This is a genomic window from Bradyrhizobium hipponense, from assembly GCF_008123965.1.
Taxonomy (GTDB): Bacteria; Pseudomonadota; Alphaproteobacteria; order Rhizobiales; family Xanthobacteraceae; genus Bradyrhizobium; species Bradyrhizobium hipponense.
This window is the reverse complement of sequence record NZ_VSTH01000108.1, coordinates 1-16,190: the sequence shown is the minus strand read 5'-3', so window position 1 is coordinate 16,190 and position 16,190 is coordinate 1. Positions and strand designations below refer to the sequence as shown.

Here is a 16,190-nt window from a genome sequence, read left to right as displayed (position 1 = left end):
CGCATGTGCAGCATGCGTCATTGTGCAAAGCGAAGAGCAAGCTCCGCGCCAGATGCTGTGCGTTTGCGCAAAATGGCTGAAAATCCAGCAGTTTCAGCGCTGGCTCCGGGACAGAGCGGCAAGGCGCGCTGTCAGGAATCCGAGACTCCGGACGCTTCGTGTCTCGAAACTCAGACGGGGGCCGGTCCCGCGGCGAGGCCGAACTTGGCAAGCTTCTTGTAGAACGTGGCGCGCGAGATGCGCAGCATCTTTGCGGCTTCGGAGATCTGGCCGTTGCTGGCGGCGAGCGCCTGTTCGAGCGTGTGCTTCTCGAATTCCGCCTCGGCCTCGGCATAGGGCACCACGAAGCCGGCCGCGCGCACCGGCGCGGCGAGCCTGGTCTGCGTGCCGACAGGAAGGATACGCACGAAATCGTCGCCGGTCAGTCGCCCGGAATCGCTGAGGATCAGCGCGCGCTCCAGGATATTGCGAAGTTCCCGGACATTGCCCGGCCAGTCGTAGCAGGCAAGCGCGGCGAGCGCGCTCGGCGTGATCTTGGCGCTGACGTAATCGCCGGACGCGCTGATGTCCTCGAGCAGCCGGGCGCTGATCTCGGGAAGATCACCAAGGCAGTCGCGCAGCGGCGGCAGATCGATCGAGAGCACGTTCAGCCGGTAATACAGGTCGGCCCGGAACGCGCCGTCGCTGACCCGCTTGCGCAAATCGACATTGGTGGCGGCGACCACGCGCACGTCGACCTTCGAGACCTTGTCCGACCCGAGCGGCTCGATCTCGCGCTCCTGCAACACGCGCAACAGCTTGGCCTGCAATTGCAGCGGCATCTCGCCGATCTCGTCGAGAAACAGCGTGCCGCCGTCGGCGATCCGGAATTTTCCCTCGCGGCCCTTGCGGTCCGCGCCGGTATAGGCGCCGGGCACGGTACCGAAAAACTCGGATTCGATCAGCGTGTCGGGAATCGCCGCGACATTGACGCTGACGAACGGCTTGTCCGCGCGCGACGAAGCGTTGTGGATCGCCTGCGCCAGCATTTCCTTGCCGGTCCCGGTCTCGCCGGTGAGCAGCACCGTGACGCTCTGCCGCGCGGCGCGGGCCGCAAGCTCCTTGGCCTGCGCGATTCCCGGCGTCACGCCGACGAAGTCGGCGAACGTGAAGCGCGCCGCGCGGGCGTTGGACAATTGCCGCCGCGCCAGACGCAGGTCGCTCTCGAGCTGGCTGACACGGGCCAATAGCGGCTTGAGGCTCTCCAAATGGTCATAGAGCACGAAGCCAATCGCGCCGATGACCTTCCGGTGCTCGTCCTCGATCGGCATCCGCGTGACCACGAGCTGCTCGCCGCCGAGCTCCATGATGTCGAGCAGGATCGGTTCGCCGGTTTCGGCCACCTTCCGCATCAGGCTGTTCGGGATGATCTCCTCGATCGGCCGTCCGATCGCTTCCGCAATATGCTTGAGGCCAAGCGCGGCGAGGTATTTCTCGTTGACGTAGACGACCCGCCCGCCGCGGTCGATCGCAATCGCGCCCTCGCAGAGGTTTTCGAGCCGCTCGAACAGCGTCTCCATCGCGCGCGCACGAAGATAGGCGGGATCGCTGATCGAGGAAGCGGCGGCCATGACATACCTCGGGGAGGTCCACCTGCTTATTACCAAAAGGCCAGTAATTTCAAAGGGGGAATTGGCGGTTGGGTCGTTCTCGGTCGTCGTCCCGGACAAGCGCAGCGAAGCGTAGTGCAGATCCGGGACCCATACCCACAGGGAGCAGTTTGGTTAAGGCTCGGAGTGGGAGCTTCGCGTCACACTTCTGCCTGCGGGTATGGATCCCGGGTTCGCGCTTCGCGCGCCCCGGGACGACAGCGGTATTTGTTGCCCCGCCTACCGCCGGTACCCGCTCGCCCGCGAATAGCCTTGGCGATTCGCCTGGGTCGGGCGGCTTGCCACGCTGGCGCGCGCCTCGCTGGAGATGGGCGTTGCCAGCGTCAGCTCCTCGAGGAAGATCGGGCGGGCGAAATAATAGCCCTGAGCATAGCGGATCCTTGTTGCGGCCTGCAGATACGCCAATTCCTCGTAGGATTCGACGCCTTCGGCGATGACGGTCATGCCGAGCGCCTCGCTCAGGGATTCGATCGCGCGCAAGATGCCCTGGTTACGCGGACGCTTATGGATGTCGGTGATGAAGGAGCGGTCGATCTTGATCTCGTCGGCGGTGATGTCGGCGAGCGCGGAGAGCGAGGAATAGCCGCTACCGAAATCGTCGATCGAGATGCCGACACCGAGCTTGCGGAACATCGGCAGGATCTCGGCCTGGAAATGATTCTTGGCGACGAAGGCGTCTTCCGTCACCTCGATCATAAAGCGTTGGGGAAAGCCGGTTTCGTCCAGTGCCTGCGCAAAGCTGCGCATGAATTCCGGGTTGCCGGCCTGCGTAGCGGCGACATTGATGCTGATGCTCGCGTCCGCGCCAAACGTGGCGTTGATCAGGTCGATCGATTTGACGATCTCGGCGAGCACGAGATGGGTCAGCTCGTCGATCAGCCCGAGTTCGGTGGCAAGGTCGATGAACGAGCCGGGCGCCTGGATGATACCTTCGTCGTCGCGCAGGCGTACCAGGGCCTCGATGCCCTCCACCGCCTGCGTCCTGATGTCGACCTTGGACTGGAAGGCGCAGCAGAAGCGTTTTTCGAGAATGGCGAGCCGCAGCGATTGCTCGATCTTCATCCGCGCCAGCGCCTCGCGCTCCATGCCGGCATCGAAAAAGGCCGCCGAGCCCTTGCCGTTGTTCTTGATGCGGTACATCGCGATGTCGGCGTTCTGGCGCAGCGTCGCGAAGCTGCGGCCATGATCGGGATAGAGGCTGACGCCGACGGAGGTGGAGGCGAAGACCTCCGAATTGTCGATGAAGAACGGTGCGGTCAGGCGTTCCAGCGTCGACTGCATGAATTCGGCGACTTCCTCCTGGCTCTGGATCGGCGACAGCAGCAGCAGGAATTCGTCGCCGGAGATGCGCGACAGCATGTCGGAGTCGCGCAGGTCCCGCCCGAGCCGCTTCGAGAGCTCGACCAGCAGCGCATCGCCGACCGTATGGCCGTAATAGTCGTTGATGTGCTTGAAATTGTCGACGTCGAGAAAGGCAAGCGCAAAGCGCTCGCCGTCCCGCGCCAGCAGGCCGGTGGCGCGGTGCTCGATCACACGCCGCGAAGGCAGCCCGGTCAGCTCGTCGAAATAGGCCGAGCGGAATAGCTGGTCCTCGAAATTCTTCTGCTCGGTGATGTCGGCGGAAGTTGAGATCAGGAGCTCGCGTCCGGCGAGGTGGACCGGACGATGGGTCGTGAGCAGGACCTGGCGTGCAGCCCCATCCTGGAGCGCTTCCTCGGTGACGACGGCCTGGCCGGCGCTCAGCGCCCGGCGGCAGGCCTCCCGGCGCTGCGCGAGATCCGGCGCAGGGCGGCTGCCGTCCATGCCGAGTTGGGTGGCCGCCGCATCGTTGACCAGAAGAAGTTCGCCGCCGGCGTCCTGCACGGTCACGCCGGCCGGAAGCATTCTAACGATTTCCTTGAGAAAACCGAGCTCGGCTTCGGTCGCGCCGGAGTATCTGTTGTCGTTCATAGAATTCATGAATCTTGTTGTTTCAGCGCGCCTTTTGCAATGAGCGCGATCTTGCGCGGTTCCCTCTTAGGTTTGGTTAAGGGGTCGGGAGAAATACGGGGGTGTTTTGCGAGAAACTTGCGGCGTTCTGGCGCGAGCAGCCGATCGTCATTAACAGGGGGTCAACGCCGCTTGCGAAAGTGCCAGCGAAGCCCGCGATCCGCTTTCGTTTGCAGCGGCTATTCGCTGCGGGGAATGCGGCATTGCATGGTGCAATGCAGCCCGGTCTTCAAGTAAGAGATCTCGCTCTTGCCGTCGAAGGCTGACAGCGCCGACTTCAGCAGCTGGGTGCCGAAGCCGGCTTCGGACACATTGTCGATGCTCGGTCCCTCGGTTTCGTCCCAGGTGATGGACAGGCGGTCATCGCTGACGGTCCATGACACCTGCAGCAATCCGCGCGGTGCGGAGAACGCACCATATTTGCCAGCATTGGTGGCGAGCTCGTGAAACATCAGCGACAGCGTCACCGCGAGTTTCGGCGGCAGGAATAGCCGGTCGCCGTTGAGCGTGAAGCGGACATGGCCGTATGGGCCAAGCTCCGAGATCAGGAGGTCGCGAATGTCGCAGCCGGCCCTGTCGATCCGCGAAATCAGGTCGTCGGTCGCGGCCAGCGACCGCAGCCGCGGGTCGATCCGGGCCCAGATCTGCGGCTGGTCGTGCAGTACCTGATGCAGCACCGCATGCACCGTCGACAGCTTGTTCTTCAGCCGGTGCTGGAGCTCGTCGACCAGCAGCTTGCGGTAATCCTCCTCCTCGATCAGGCGCTTGGAAATCCGTCTCTGCTCGATCAACAGCGAGCGATAATGCTCGACGCCCCAGATGGTCAGCGCACTGACCCCCCAATACAGCGCCAGCAGGGCGAACCGGGCGCGATCGGCAAAGGCATCGCCGAAATTCAGCACGACGCCGAGCACGCCGCCGACCAGTGCCGTAGCGACGCCGATCCGCAAGCCTCCGAACGCGGTGGCAAAGAACACGGCCGGGAAATACGGCGTGAAGTAGACGTCGGGCCGCACATGCGCGAGGCCCCAGCGCGCCAGCGTCGCGACCAGCAGGCAGGCCACCGCGAAGGCAATGCTCAGGCCGAGCGTTGGCGGCGCCACGCCCTGCCAGCTCTTGCGGAATTCGTCGATCAGCTTCCCCATGCGCTGCCCGGCTGCGATCTGCGTCTGAAATTCGACCTTAGGGCGGGAATGTTACGCATGTCGCCCGCACAAGCATAGCTTGCCTTGTCCGGAGCGGGCAGGAATAGTGATTGTCGCGGCGCCGTCATCGATCGGCGCCCGCAATTTGGTATCAAACGGTTCGGAAACAGGAACACTCCATGGGCAGGCTGGACGGCAAGGTTGCGGTGATTACGGGCGCGACGAGCGGGATCGGATTGCGGACCGCGGAAGTCTTCGTTGCCGAAGGTGCCAAAATTGTGATCGCAGGCCGGCGCGCACCGGAAGGCGAGGCGCTGGCGAAGCAGCTCGGCGCCAATTGCATCTTCCGCCAGACGGACGTGACGGTCGAAGAGCAGATGCGCGCGCTGATCGCGGTGGCGGTCGACAAGTTCGGCAGGATCGATTGCCTGTTCAACAATGCCGGCGGTCCGGCGCAAACCGGTGGCATCGAGCGCCTCGAAGTCGAGCGGTTCGACGCAGCGATGGCGACGCTGGTGCGCAGCGTCATGCTCGGCATGAAGCACGCCGCGCCCCTCATGAAGCAGCAGGGGTCTGGCAGCATCATCAACAACGGCAGCATCGCCGGCCGCCTCGCCGGCTTCTCGTCCTCAATGGTCTATGGCGCGGCCAAGGCCGCCGTGATCCATCTCACCAAATGCGTGGCCATGGAGCTCGGCGAAGCCAACGTGCGCGTCAACTCGATCTCGCCCGGCGCCATCGCCACCGGCATTTTCGGCAAGGCGCTGGGGCTCTCGACCGATGCGGCCGAAAAGACGCCGGCCGTGATGCGCGAGGTCTACAAGACCGCGCAGCCGATCCCGCGCGCGGGCCTTCCCGACGACATCGCGCATGCCGCAGTGTTTCTGGCCAGCGACGAATCCAGCTTCATCAACGGCCACGATCTCGTAGTCGACGGCGCCATCACCGGCGGCCGCAACTGGAGCCAGCAGCAGCAGGGCTACGTCGCGTTGCGCAAGGCGTTCGACCAGGGGGCGTAGGCGCCACACGGGAGGATTGGTAGCTGTAGGGTGGGCAAAAGGCGCGCTCTTCGCGCGCCGTGCCCACCATCATGTTCAGATGTGAAGAGGCGTGGTGGGCACGCTTCGCTTTGCCCACCCTACGCGTGCCATGCTCACACCGCCTTCACCACCACCCGCAGCCCGTCCCGCGGCTTCGGGATCGGCCACATCTGCCAGTCGGGCGTGTAGCCCGGCTCCAGCGACACCTCGACGTTCTGTAGGAAGTGCCGCGCAAAGCATTTGGCCTGCATGTAGGCGAAGTGCAGGCCGAGGCACATATGCGCGCCGCCGCCGAACGGCACCCAGGCGAAGCGGTGGCGGTTGCGCTGGGCTTCCTCGGTGAAACGAGAGGGATCGAAGCGATCCGGCTCCGGCCAGATGTCTTTCATGTGATGGGTATAGAGCGGGTTGATGCCGATTGCCGTCCCGGCGGGAACCCTAAAGCCCTTGAAGGTGAAATCGCGCATGGCGCGGCGCGGCATCGAGGGCACCGGCGGCTTGATCCGCAGCGCTTCCTTGAAGGCCATCTCCGACAGCGGCATCTTTTCGAGATCGTCGAAGCTGGTCCGCGCATCGGCGGAAAGCCCGAGCGCCAAAACCTCGTCGCGCAGCTTCTTCTGCCACTCTGGATGCGCCGCGAGCTCGCCGACGAAGGAGGTCAGCGACGAGGTCAGCGTGTCGTGCGCCGCCATCATCAGGAAGCTCATGTGGTCGATGATGTCCTGCTCGGAGAGCAGCGCGCCGTCCTCATGGGTGGCACGGCAGAGCTGCGAGAACAGATCGTCGCCGCCGTGATTGCCGCGGCGTAGCGGAATCTGCTCGCGAAAATAGGCGACGATGCGCTTGCGGCCCTTCACACCGCGCGCCATCTGCGTGCCGGGCAGGGGGCGGCGGATCGGGGTGACCGCGGCCGCAACCATGTCGACGAAGGCGCGGTTGATCTCGTCGACCTCCGGTCCGATCTCGGCGCCGAGGAAGGATGTTGCGGCCAGATCGAGCGTAAGCTGCTTCATCGCCGGATAGAGCTGCATCGTGCCCGGCTTCGCCTTCCACTGCGCGACGCGAGCGGCGATGCCGCGGTCGAGATCGCTGAGATAGGATTTCATCGGCCCGGATTTGAATGCGACCGAGAGCGCCTTGCGGTGCAGCCGGTGCTCGTCGAAATCGAGCAGCATCAATCCCCGCGGAAACAGCAGGCCGAGCACCTTGTTCCAGCCGTGGGTCGACGAGAACAGCTTGTGCTGGTCGAACAGCACGAGTTCGTTGGCCTCGGGGCCAAGCAGCACGACGTTGGTCTCGCCGAAGAAATGGGTGCGGTAGACCGGGCCGTATTTGGCGCCGTTCGCCTCGATATGACCCTTGGGATCCGCCAGCACCTGAAAGGTCTTGCCGATGATCGGCCAGCCCTCGTCGCCGGGGATGTGCGTCAGTTCGTTGCGCCTGGGCGGGGTGAAACTGAGCGCAGGCGAGGCCACATTCTGCATCGACATGACGAGTGCTCCGGTTTGGCTGACCGAACAGAAATCGCTTGGCCGGGGCATTATTGCGGCCCGCGCCAGGCTGACACGATCAGCATAGCACAGGCGCAAACGTCTGACATGTCACCGCCCAACGGAGGCGACGAGGCCTACCGCTTCGCCGCTTCCTTCTGCAGATCCGGCGCGTTCACGGCGGGAATCGCCACACGCCCGGGGCCGGTCACCCTTAGCGCCTCTGCAGCCTTTTCGTTTTCCATGATCTTGGCCATCACGGCCTGGCCCGCGCGCTCGAAGATCGCGCGGTTCTCGATCACGAATTTTTGCGACTTGCGCAAGCCGTCGATGTAGCCGTTGATCTCCGGCACGACGTAGCGCGCGACCATGTCCCAGCTCCGGCGCGTGGCTTCCGGATTGGCCCAGTCGTGCACGAAGCCGATGATGGCGCCGACGCCGCCCGACACCCGCATCACGTTCTTGATCATCTTGACGAGATCGTCTGGCGTGCCGATGACGGAGGCCGCGCCGTCGACAAAAGCGGTCTTGTCCACGGCCTCGTCGGGCGAGGCGAACGCGGTGAGGCCGGGCCGTCGCAGCGTGCCGACATTATATTCGTTGTGCCAGCGCATCAGCCCGGCGCCGGCCTCGCGCCTGGCCTGCTCGCGGGTCTCGGCGAGATGCCAGGTCAGCAGCACGCGCCAGTTCGCCCGATCGACTTTGGTGCCGTGCTTCCTGGCGGCGTCCTCGGCGAACTGCCATTGCTGCTGCAGCGACATCAGCCCCTGCGTCGTCATCGAGCCCAGCGAGATGATGCCGATGCCGTATTTGCCGGCGAGCGTCATGCCGGAGGGCGAGATCTGCGACGCCACCACGAACGGCATCTCCTCCTGCAACGGCAGGATCTGGAGCGCGGCGTCATTCATGGTGAACCAGTCGCTCTTGGCGGTGACGCGCTCGCCGTTGAACAGGCGGCGGATCACGCCGATCGCCTCGTCCTGACGGTCGCGCTGGGTCATCGGGTCGATGCCGAGCGTGTGCGCGTCGGAGGCGAGCGCGCCGGGGCCGGAGCCGAAGATGGCGCGGCCGCCGGTCATGTGATCGAGCTGCACCATGCGCTGGGCGACGTTGAAGGGATGATGATAGGGCAGCGAAACCACGCCGGTGCCGAGCTTGATCCGCTTGGTGCGCTCGCCGGCCGCGGCCAGGAACATCTCCGGCGAGGCAATCATCTCCCATCCGGAGGAGTGATGCTCGCCACACCAGAATTCGTCATAGCCGAGGCTATCCAGCTGCTCGACCAGATCGAGATCGCGCCGGAACTGAAGCATCGGATGCTCCCCGATCGGGTGATGCGGGGCAAGAAAGGCTCCGAATTTCAGGCGCGCCATGGCGTTCTCTCCGGCTTGATTTTTTGTTTGTTGAGGCCGCGAGGCTACGTGCTGGGACGAGCGAACGCAATCGCACGATGTCCCGCGCCGCGGAATGCAGGCATGCGCGCCTCTTCTCCCTTCCCCGTTCTTACGGGGAGAGGGCAGGGTGAGGGGCTCTCTCCGCAATCACAGTGACTGTCGGACTCGCAGAGGCTCCCCCTCACCCGACCGCTTCGCGATCGACCTCCCTCCGCAAGAGGCAGGGCAATCGCATATGAACATTCACGAGAGGTCGTCATGCCCGGGCTTGTCCCGGGCATCCACGTTCTTCGTGCTGCGAAGCGAGGCGTGGATGGCCGGGACAAGCCCGGCCATGACGCTGGGGAAGCTCATCGCATCGAACTCTCACGCCATATGCGATGGCCCGCAAGCGGGCCGAGGTGAAGAGCGCGTGGTGCTTACCTCCGAGGTAATCGCGACGCCGCAATCAATCTGAAACAATTGGGCAGCGATGAAAGAAGTCCCCGTCCCGATGCATCAAACCGTCACACGACAAATCGATTCGTCCCGGCGCTGGTGGGTGCTGACAATCGTCGTGGCCGCCCAGTTCATGTTCGGCGTCGATGCTTTCGTCGTCAATGTCGCCATTCCCACCATCGCGGTCGATCTGCATGCGACGCCGGCGCAGATCGAGTCCGTCATCGCGATCTACCTGATCGCCTATGCCACGCTGGTCGTCACGGGCGGCCGGCTCGGCGACATTCACGGCACCAAGAACGTCTTCCTGGCCGGCGTGCTCGGCTTCACCCTGACCTCGCTGTGGTGCGGGCTGGCGCAATCGGGCGTGGAGCTGATCGTCGCGCGGCTGGCGCAGGGCGCGACCGCGGCGCTGATGGTGCCGCAGGTGCTGGCGACGCTGCATCTCCTGTTCACCGATGAATCGCGTAGCCGCGCCTTCGCCATCTACGGCATCGTGCTGGGGCTTGCGGGCGCGGCGGGCTTCCTGCTCGGCGGCCTGCTGGTCACGATCGATCTCGCCGGCACCGGCTGGCGCGCGGTGTTCTTCGTCAACGTGCCCTGCGGCATCGTCATCGCGGCCGCCGCCTGGCGCATCATGCCGCCGGTGCCGCGCCGGGCCGGCACAAGGCTCGATATCAAGGGAAGCATCGTGCTGTTCGCCGGATTGCTGTGCCTGATCGGACCACTGCTGTTCGGCCATGATATGGGCTGGGCGCCGTGGCTGTGGGCGGTGATGGCGATCGGCGGCGCAATCCTCGCGGGCTTTTTGCGACTCGAACATTCCGTCGCGCGCGCCGGCGGCATGCCGCTGATCGATCTCACCTTGCTGGCGGACGCGGCTTTTCTGCGCGGGCTCGGGGCAGCCTTGTTTTTCTTCGCCGCCAATCTGTCGTTCTATCTGGTGATGACGTTGTTCATGCAAAGAGGTCTGAAGATCGCGCCACTCGCAGCCGGCATCGCCTTCATTCCGCTTGCGCTCGCCTTCGTGGTGGCGTCACGCCACAGCGGCGCGCGGACGCGGCATCGCGGCACTCCGGTGTTGATCGAAGGCTGCGCATTGCAGATCGCGGGCCTCGCTGCGCTGGCGCTTGTTGCAGGCTTTGTCGATGCGCCGACGCCGATTGAGCTCGCGCTGACCATGCTCATCTTCGGCTACGGTCAAGGGCTGGTGATGGCGCCACTGTCCGGCGCGGTGCTCTCGACCGTGAAGCCGGCCGCTGCAGGCTCTGCCTCCGGCATCTACGGCACCACCGCGCAGATTGGAAATGCGGCCGGAGTGGCCGCAATCGGCGCGGTGTTCTTCGTCATCGAAGCGTTGCAATCGGCGCGCGCAGGATTCGTCGTCTCGCTCGCGCTGTTTGCGGCGTTAATCACGATCTGCGCCGCATTTCTGGCGTGGATGCGCCTTGCCTCTGCACGAAGTTGAGGCATTGCGGTTAATACGTACGGATCCCTGGGGTTTTCCCGCGAATTCGTAGCGATCGACAGCACACGGTCTTTTTATTTTGCATCGCAGCAACTATTTGGTTTGGGTGACGTTGAACGTCGCCTGCCAGGAGTTGCCGTGTCGCTCGCCAGAAATGTTGATCTCTTGAGACGCCTGTCAAAGGCGGATGGTTTGCGCTTTGCCGAGCTCGGCCGGAGCGCTGGCTCATCCAGCCCCTTGGAAGAAGTGACGAGCTTCGGCAGCAATCCCGGCAATCTGCGCATGTTCAAATTCGTGCCGGCGCAATTGCAGAAGCCGCGCGCGCTCGTCGTCGTGCTGCACGGCTGCGGCCAGACGGCGGCGACCTACGATCTCGGTGCGGGATGGTCGACGCTGGCCAGGCACTATGGCTTTGCGCTGCTGATGCCCGAGCAGCAGCGCGCCAACAACAGCAACACCTGCTTCAACTGGTTCAATCCGGAAGACACCGCGCGGGACAGCGGCGAGGCGTGTTCGATCCGCGAGATGATCGCGCACATGGCCGAGGCGCATCGCGTCGATCCGCGGCGCATCTTCGTCACCGGCCTCTCCGCCGGCGGCGGCATGACGTCGGTGATGCTTGCGACCTATCCGGACGTCTTCGCAGCCGGCGCCATCATCGCCGGGCTTCCCTACGGCATCGCGTCGAACCTGCGCGAGGCGCTGGACGGCATGTTCCATTCGCCGGCGCGGCCGGCACGCGAGCTCGGCGATCTCGTGCGCAACGCCTCGGACCATCGCGGCCCGTGGCCGAAGGTGTCGGTGTGGCACGGCAGTGCCGACCGCACCGTCAATCCCGGCAATGCCGACGAGATCGTCAAGCAATGGCTCGACCTGCACGATCTGCCGGAGATGCCGATGGCCGAGACCGATGTCGACGGCTATCCGCGCCAGGCCTGGTGGAACAAGGACGGCGAAACGCTGGTCGAGTCCTACAGCATTGCCGACATGGCGCATGGCACGCCGCTTGGCGTTGCCGACAACGACCAGCGCTATGGCATGGAAGGCGCGTTCCTGATCGAGGCGGGCATCTCCTCCTCCTACCACATCGCAAAATTCTTCGGCCTGACCGGCTGGATTCCGGACGCGAAGACATCGGCGCCAAGGCCTGCCGTAGCAGCGAAGCCCGTACTTTCGCCCGCACCGCATCTCGCCCGCTCGATCCGCGCCGCGGTCGCCGAAGAGGCGATCGCGCCGAAGCGCGACAAGGCGCGCGGCCTCGACCTCGGCCAGATCATCACGCGAGCGCTCACGGCCGCGGGATTGATGAAGTAGCTCCAACCCAGCTCGTCGTCCCGGATCTGCGCGCCGCTCCGCGCGTTTGTCCGGGACGATGGTGGTGTTTGTGGCGCAATCGCGTCACACGTGAAAGCTACGCCGTCTGATCGATCCATTCGATCGGCGTCGCCGTCACCTCGCCGCCGGCAGCGACCTTCCGCGTCATCTCCTGATAATGCCGGAAGAAGTCGCGCGATTGCAGCGTTTTTTGCGCGGCCTCGTCGCTGACGCTGGCGAGGTGGAAATAGTGGCTGTCGTCCCGGTTCTTCATGACACGATAGCCGATCCGTCCTTTCAGCTCCGGATCGGCGTCGATCGCCTTGATGAAGCGGCTGATCTCCTGGTGCCAGGCCTCCGTTGTGCCGTTCTTGAATTCGTACTTGATCATGAAGTGCTTCATGTGACGCTCCCTGTTGGTCCGTGCGGGATCATCTGCGCGCTTGGAGCGATCCTGCAAGTATGGACAAAATTGATAGTATAGACTTTTTCGGCGTTGCTCCTATCCTCGGCTGGAGCCCGGCTGGCGCATGGAGGAGACGACATGGCGAAGGCATTTGCGGCGCGCACCTGTCCGGTCGCGGCGTTTCAGAAAATGATCAGCGGCAAGTACAAGCTGCGCATCGTCTGGGATCTCAAGGACGGTCCGCGCCGCTATGGCGAGATCAGGAGCGGCCTGTTGCGCGGCACGGCTGGCAGCGCCGAGATCACCCCGCGCGTGCTCAGCCGGGAATTGAAGGCGCTGACGCAAAGCGGCCTGATCGATCGCAAGGACTTCGGCGAGGTGCCGCCCAAGGTCGAGTATCGCCTGACACGCAAGGGCAGGAGCTTCGTGCCGGTCGTCGCCGCCATCCGCGACTGGGGCGAGCGCAACCTGAGCGGACCCGTGCCGCTCGCGGACGCTGCGGAATAAGCGCCTACATCTCGCTGGTGATGAACGGGTTGGTCATCCGCTCCTGGCCGATGCTCGAGCCGGCGCCATGACCGCAGATGAAGCCGACATCGTCGCCGAGCGGCAGCAGCTTGGTCTTGATCGAATCGATCAGCGTCGCGTGACTGCCGCCGGGCAGGTCGGTGCGCCCGACCGAGCCTGCGAACAGGACGTCGCCGACATGGGCGAAGCGCAACTGCTTGTTGAAGAACGCCACGCTGCCCGGTGAGTGGCCGGGACAGTGCAGGATGTCGAACTGCAAGCCGCCAATCGACACGGTGTCGCCCTCCTCCAGCCAGCGGTCGGGCGCAAAATTGCGCACCCCGGTCATGCCGAAGCGCGCGCCGCTCTCGACGACATTGTCGAGCAGGAACTTGTCGGCGGCATGCGGGCCTTCGATCGGCACCTTCAGCGCATCGCGCAATTCGGCTGCGCCGCCGACATGGTCGATATGGCCGTGGGTCAGCCAGATCTTCTCCACGGTGACGCCGGTCTGCTTGATCGCCTCCAGAATCTTCGGCACGTCCCCGCCGGGATCGATCACCACGGCCTTCTTGCCGGGCTCGTCCCAGATGATGGTGCAGTTCTGGTCGAACAGCGTCACGGGAACAATGATCGCGCCGGCCTTGGCCGCTTGGGATTCTTGCGTGTCGTTTTGCTCGGTCATGGCCTCACAATGCCGATTTTTGCCATGCCGCCAAGCAAAAGATTCGCATCGGGAGCGGGAACAGCGGCAGCAATCGTCACACGGCCGTCCCAATTGGCTTGCTGATTTGAACCGGCGCGTTGCTTTGGCGTTCTCTCGCGCGAGAGCAGAACTTCGGGTGGTATTTCCGGCATGGCTCACAGCGGCGACGATTGGTGGCGCGACGGCATCTTCTATCAGATCTATCCGCGCTCCTTTCAGGACTCGAATGGTGATGGGGTCGGCGATCTCGCCGGCATCCTGCGGCGGCTGCCTTATGTGAAATCCCTCGGCGTCGATGCAATCTGGCTGTCGCCGATCTTTCCCTCACCGATGGCCGATTTCGGCTACGACATCTCCGACTATGTCGGCATCGAGCCCCTGTTCGGCACGATGGAGGATTTCGATGCGCTTCTTGGCGCCGCGCATGACAACGGCTTGAAGCTGATCCTCGATCTCGTGCCCAACCACACCTCCGACCAGCATCCATGGTTCGTCGAGAGCAGGTCATCGCGCGACAATCCGAAACGCGACTGGTACGTCTGGGGCGATCCGAAGCCGGACGGCAGCGCGCCGAACAACTGGTTGTCGGAGTTCGGCGGCAGCGCGTGGCAATTCGACGAGACGACCGGCCAATATTACTACCACGCCTTCCTCGCCCAGCAGCCCGATCTCAACTGGCGCAATCCGGACGTCCGCGCGGCGATCTACGACGCGATGCGGTTCTGGCTGGAGAAAGGCGTCGATGGCTTTCGCGTCGACGTGATCTGGCACCTGATCAAGGATGCCGAATTCCGCGACAATCCGCCAAACCCGCATTACGTCGAGGGGCGGCCGCCGAACGAAAAGATCCTGACGCAATATTCCACCGACCAGCCGGAGGTGCATGACGTGATCGCGCAGATGCGCCGCGTCACCGATGCTTTTGGTGCGCGCGTGCTGATCGGCGAAATCTATCTGCCGCTGCACCGTCTCATCGCCTATTACGGCAACGATCTCACCGGCGCGCAGATGCCGTTCAATTTCGCGCTGCTCTCGACCTTCTGGAGCGCGCGGTCGATCGAGAAGATCATCGAGGATTACGAGAAGGCGCTGCCGAAAGGCGCCTGGCCGAACTGGGTGCTGGGTAATCACGATCGTCCGCGGGTCGCAAGCCGGATCGGGCCGGGGCAGGCCCGCGTCGCGGCCATGCTGCTGCTGACACTGCGCGGCACGCCGACACTCTATTACGGCGACGAGATCGGCATGCATCAGCTCGCGATCGCGCCCGAGGACGTGCGCGATCCCTTCGAGAAGAACGTGCCCGGCATCGGGGTCGGCCGCGACGGCTGCCGCACGCCGATGCAGTGGGATTCGTCGAACTTCGGCGGCTTCTCGGAGGTCAGGCCGTGGCTGCCGCTGCCGGAGGATCACATCCACGAAAACGTCGTCAATCTCGAAGCCGACCCGCGCTCGATCCTCGCGCTGTACAGGCGGCTGATCGCGGTACGCAAGACATGTCCGCCGCTGGTGTCGGGCGACTATCACCCGATCGCGGCGCAAGGCGATCTGTTGGTCTATCGCCGCGAGTCCGCGGGCAGGGCGGTGGTCGTGGTGCTCAATCTCGGCCCCGATCCGATCGCCGTCACCACCAGCGCCGTTCGCTTCGGCAGCGAGATATTGCTCTCGACGTTTTTGGATCGGGAGGGGGAGAAGCTCGAAGGCGTGCTGGACCTGCGCGGCAATGAGGGCGTGGTGGTGTCGCCGCCGCCACACCCCTAGCCGTCGTCCCGGCGAAGGCCGGGACCCATAACCGCAGGGAGGAATTTGGCGAAGGCTGGCAGTTAGCAAGCCCTTCCGCGGTACCCACACCGCGCTCCATCGTGAAATCACGCGGTATGGGTCCCGGCCTTCGCCGGGACGACGGCGGAGAATGGGGACGCAGCTCGTCTGTATCGAAGGTGTCCGCACCCAACGGAATCGGCTACACTGCCTCTATGGATAGCACCGTCCGCAACATCGCCCTCGTGCCGCCGCCCGACCGCCGTCAATCCGAGACGGCGTTGGCGATTGCGCGCGGCACGGCGCGGTTGCTGCGCTCGCTCGGTTTCACCTGCATCAGCGAATTGCCGCTGCCGTCGGGACGGCGCGCGGATCTGGTGGCGCTGAACGAGCGCGGCGAGATCTGGATCGTCGAGATCAAATCCTCGGTGGAGGATCTGCGCGCCGATCAGAAATGGCCCGAATACCGCGCCCATTGCGACCGGCTGTTCTTCGCCTTTACGCAGGATCTGCCCTGCGAGATCTTTCCGGAAGGCACCGGCCTGATCATCGCGGATGCCTATGGCGCGCACCTGCATTGCGAGGCGCCCGAACACAAGATCGCTGCGGCCACGCGCAAGCAGATGACGGTGCGGTTCGCGATGGCGGCAGGCTTGCGCATCAACCGGTTGGTCGATCCGCAGGGGCACGCGGAGTTCTGGGAGTAGCGGCACCGCGAGCGCGTACGGCGTAGGGTGGGCAAAGCGAAGCGTGCCCACCATTCAAAGCCGAGCGAGTTTGAAGCAGACTGGTGGGCACGGCGCTACGCGCCTTTGCCCACCCTACGGCGTACGCGCAAACGGCATATCCGTCATCCTTGTATGGGGAGTGAGTTGTCAAGAGGGCG

The 16,190-nt window shown here is 64.3% G+C and carries 13 protein-coding genes; 6 read left to right on the top strand and 7 right to left on the bottom strand.

The window, feature by feature from the left end:
* Nucleotides 1-170: 170 nt before the first annotated feature.
* The 3 genes from FXV83_RS29500 to FXV83_RS29490 all read right to left on the bottom strand — a co-directional run bounded on the left by FXV83_RS29500 (nucleotide 171) and on the right by FXV83_RS29490 (nucleotide 4,783).
* Nucleotides 171-1,610 carry a sigma-54 interaction domain-containing protein gene (locus tag FXV83_RS29500; protein ID WP_148743116.1) on the bottom strand — a complete coding sequence of 480 codons (1,440 nt, stop codon included), beginning with the start codon at nucleotides 1,608-1,610 and terminating at the stop codon, nucleotides 171-173.
* 258 nt (nucleotides 1,611-1,868) lie between these two features.
* The gene (locus FXV83_RS29495; protein WP_187436248.1) at nucleotides 1,869-3,599 is read right to left on the bottom strand and encodes a putative bifunctional diguanylate cyclase/phosphodiesterase; all 1,731 of its coding nucleotides are present in this window, start codon (nucleotides 3,597-3,599) and stop codon (nucleotides 1,869-1,871) included.
* Nucleotides 3,600-3,817: 218 nt separating this feature from the next.
* Complete coding sequence (locus tag FXV83_RS29490) at nucleotides 3,818-4,783, bottom strand: sensor histidine kinase (protein ID WP_148743114.1); 966 nt, start codon at nucleotides 4,781-4,783, stop codon at nucleotides 3,818-3,820.
* A gap of 179 nt (nucleotides 4,784-4,962) precedes the next feature.
* On the opposite strand from FXV83_RS29490, the gene FXV83_RS29485 reads away from it, so the two are divergent.
* Nucleotides 4,963-5,802 carry an SDR family NAD(P)-dependent oxidoreductase gene (locus FXV83_RS29485; protein WP_148743113.1) on the top strand — a complete coding sequence of 280 codons (840 nt, stop codon included), beginning with the start codon at nucleotides 4,963-4,965 and terminating at the stop codon, nucleotides 5,800-5,802.
* A 134-nt stretch (nucleotides 5,803-5,936) separates the two neighbouring features.
* On the opposite strand, the gene FXV83_RS29480 is transcribed toward FXV83_RS29485, so the two are convergent.
* Together FXV83_RS29480 and FXV83_RS29475 are read right to left on the bottom strand one after the other, a co-directional pair.
* On the bottom strand, nucleotides 5,937-7,313 hold the full coding sequence (locus FXV83_RS29480; protein WP_148743112.1) for a cytochrome P450: 1,377 nt from the start codon (nucleotides 7,311-7,313) through the stop codon (nucleotides 5,937-5,939).
* Nucleotides 7,314-7,450: 137 nt separating this feature from the next.
* The gene (locus tag FXV83_RS29475) at nucleotides 7,451-8,686 is read right to left on the bottom strand and encodes an LLM class flavin-dependent oxidoreductase (protein ID WP_148743111.1); all 1,236 of its coding nucleotides are present in this window, start codon (nucleotides 8,684-8,686) and stop codon (nucleotides 7,451-7,453) included.
* 514 nt (nucleotides 8,687-9,200) lie between these two features.
* On the opposite strand from FXV83_RS29475, the gene FXV83_RS29470 reads away from it, so the two are divergent.
* Nucleotides 9,201-10,613 carry an MFS transporter gene (locus tag FXV83_RS29470; RefSeq protein WP_148743110.1) on the top strand — a complete coding sequence of 471 codons (1,413 nt, stop codon included), beginning with the start codon at nucleotides 9,201-9,203 and terminating at the stop codon, nucleotides 10,611-10,613.
* A gap of 138 nt (nucleotides 10,614-10,751) precedes the next feature.
* Nucleotides 10,752-11,927, top strand: coding sequence for an extracellular catalytic domain type 1 short-chain-length polyhydroxyalkanoate depolymerase (locus FXV83_RS29465; RefSeq protein ID WP_148743109.1), 1,176 nt, complete (start codon nucleotides 10,752-10,754; stop codon nucleotides 11,925-11,927).
* A 97-nt stretch (nucleotides 11,928-12,024) separates the two neighbouring features.
* On the opposite strand, the gene FXV83_RS29460 is transcribed toward FXV83_RS29465, so the two are convergent.
* The gene (locus FXV83_RS29460; RefSeq protein ID WP_148743108.1) at nucleotides 12,025-12,330 is read right to left on the bottom strand and encodes a hypothetical protein; all 306 of its coding nucleotides are present in this window, start codon (nucleotides 12,328-12,330) and stop codon (nucleotides 12,025-12,027) included.
* A 141-nt stretch (nucleotides 12,331-12,471) separates the two neighbouring features.
* Here FXV83_RS29460 and FXV83_RS29455 point away from each other — a divergent pair, with 141 nt between their 5' ends.
* A complete protein-coding gene (locus tag FXV83_RS29455; RefSeq protein WP_148743107.1) occupies nucleotides 12,472-12,840 on the top strand; it encodes a winged helix-turn-helix transcriptional regulator in 369 nt (122 codons plus the stop codon).
* Between the two features lie 4 nt (nucleotides 12,841-12,844).
* On the opposite strand, the gene FXV83_RS29450 is transcribed toward FXV83_RS29455, so the two are convergent.
* The gene (locus FXV83_RS29450) at nucleotides 12,845-13,525 is read right to left on the bottom strand and encodes an MBL fold metallo-hydrolase (protein WP_148743106.1); all 681 of its coding nucleotides are present in this window, start codon (nucleotides 13,523-13,525) and stop codon (nucleotides 12,845-12,847) included.
* Nucleotides 13,526-13,696: 171 nt separating this feature from the next.
* On the opposite strand from FXV83_RS29450, the gene FXV83_RS29445 reads away from it, so the two are divergent.
* Nucleotides 13,697-15,304, top strand: coding sequence for an alpha-amylase family glycosyl hydrolase (locus tag FXV83_RS29445; protein ID WP_148743105.1), 1,608 nt, complete (start codon nucleotides 13,697-13,699; stop codon nucleotides 15,302-15,304).
* Nucleotides 15,305-15,519: 215 nt separating this feature from the next.
* On the top strand, nucleotides 15,520-16,011 hold the full coding sequence (locus tag FXV83_RS29440) for an MmcB family DNA repair protein (protein WP_148743104.1): 492 nt from the start codon (nucleotides 15,520-15,522) through the stop codon (nucleotides 16,009-16,011).
* Nucleotides 16,012-16,190: the final 179 nt, after the last annotated feature.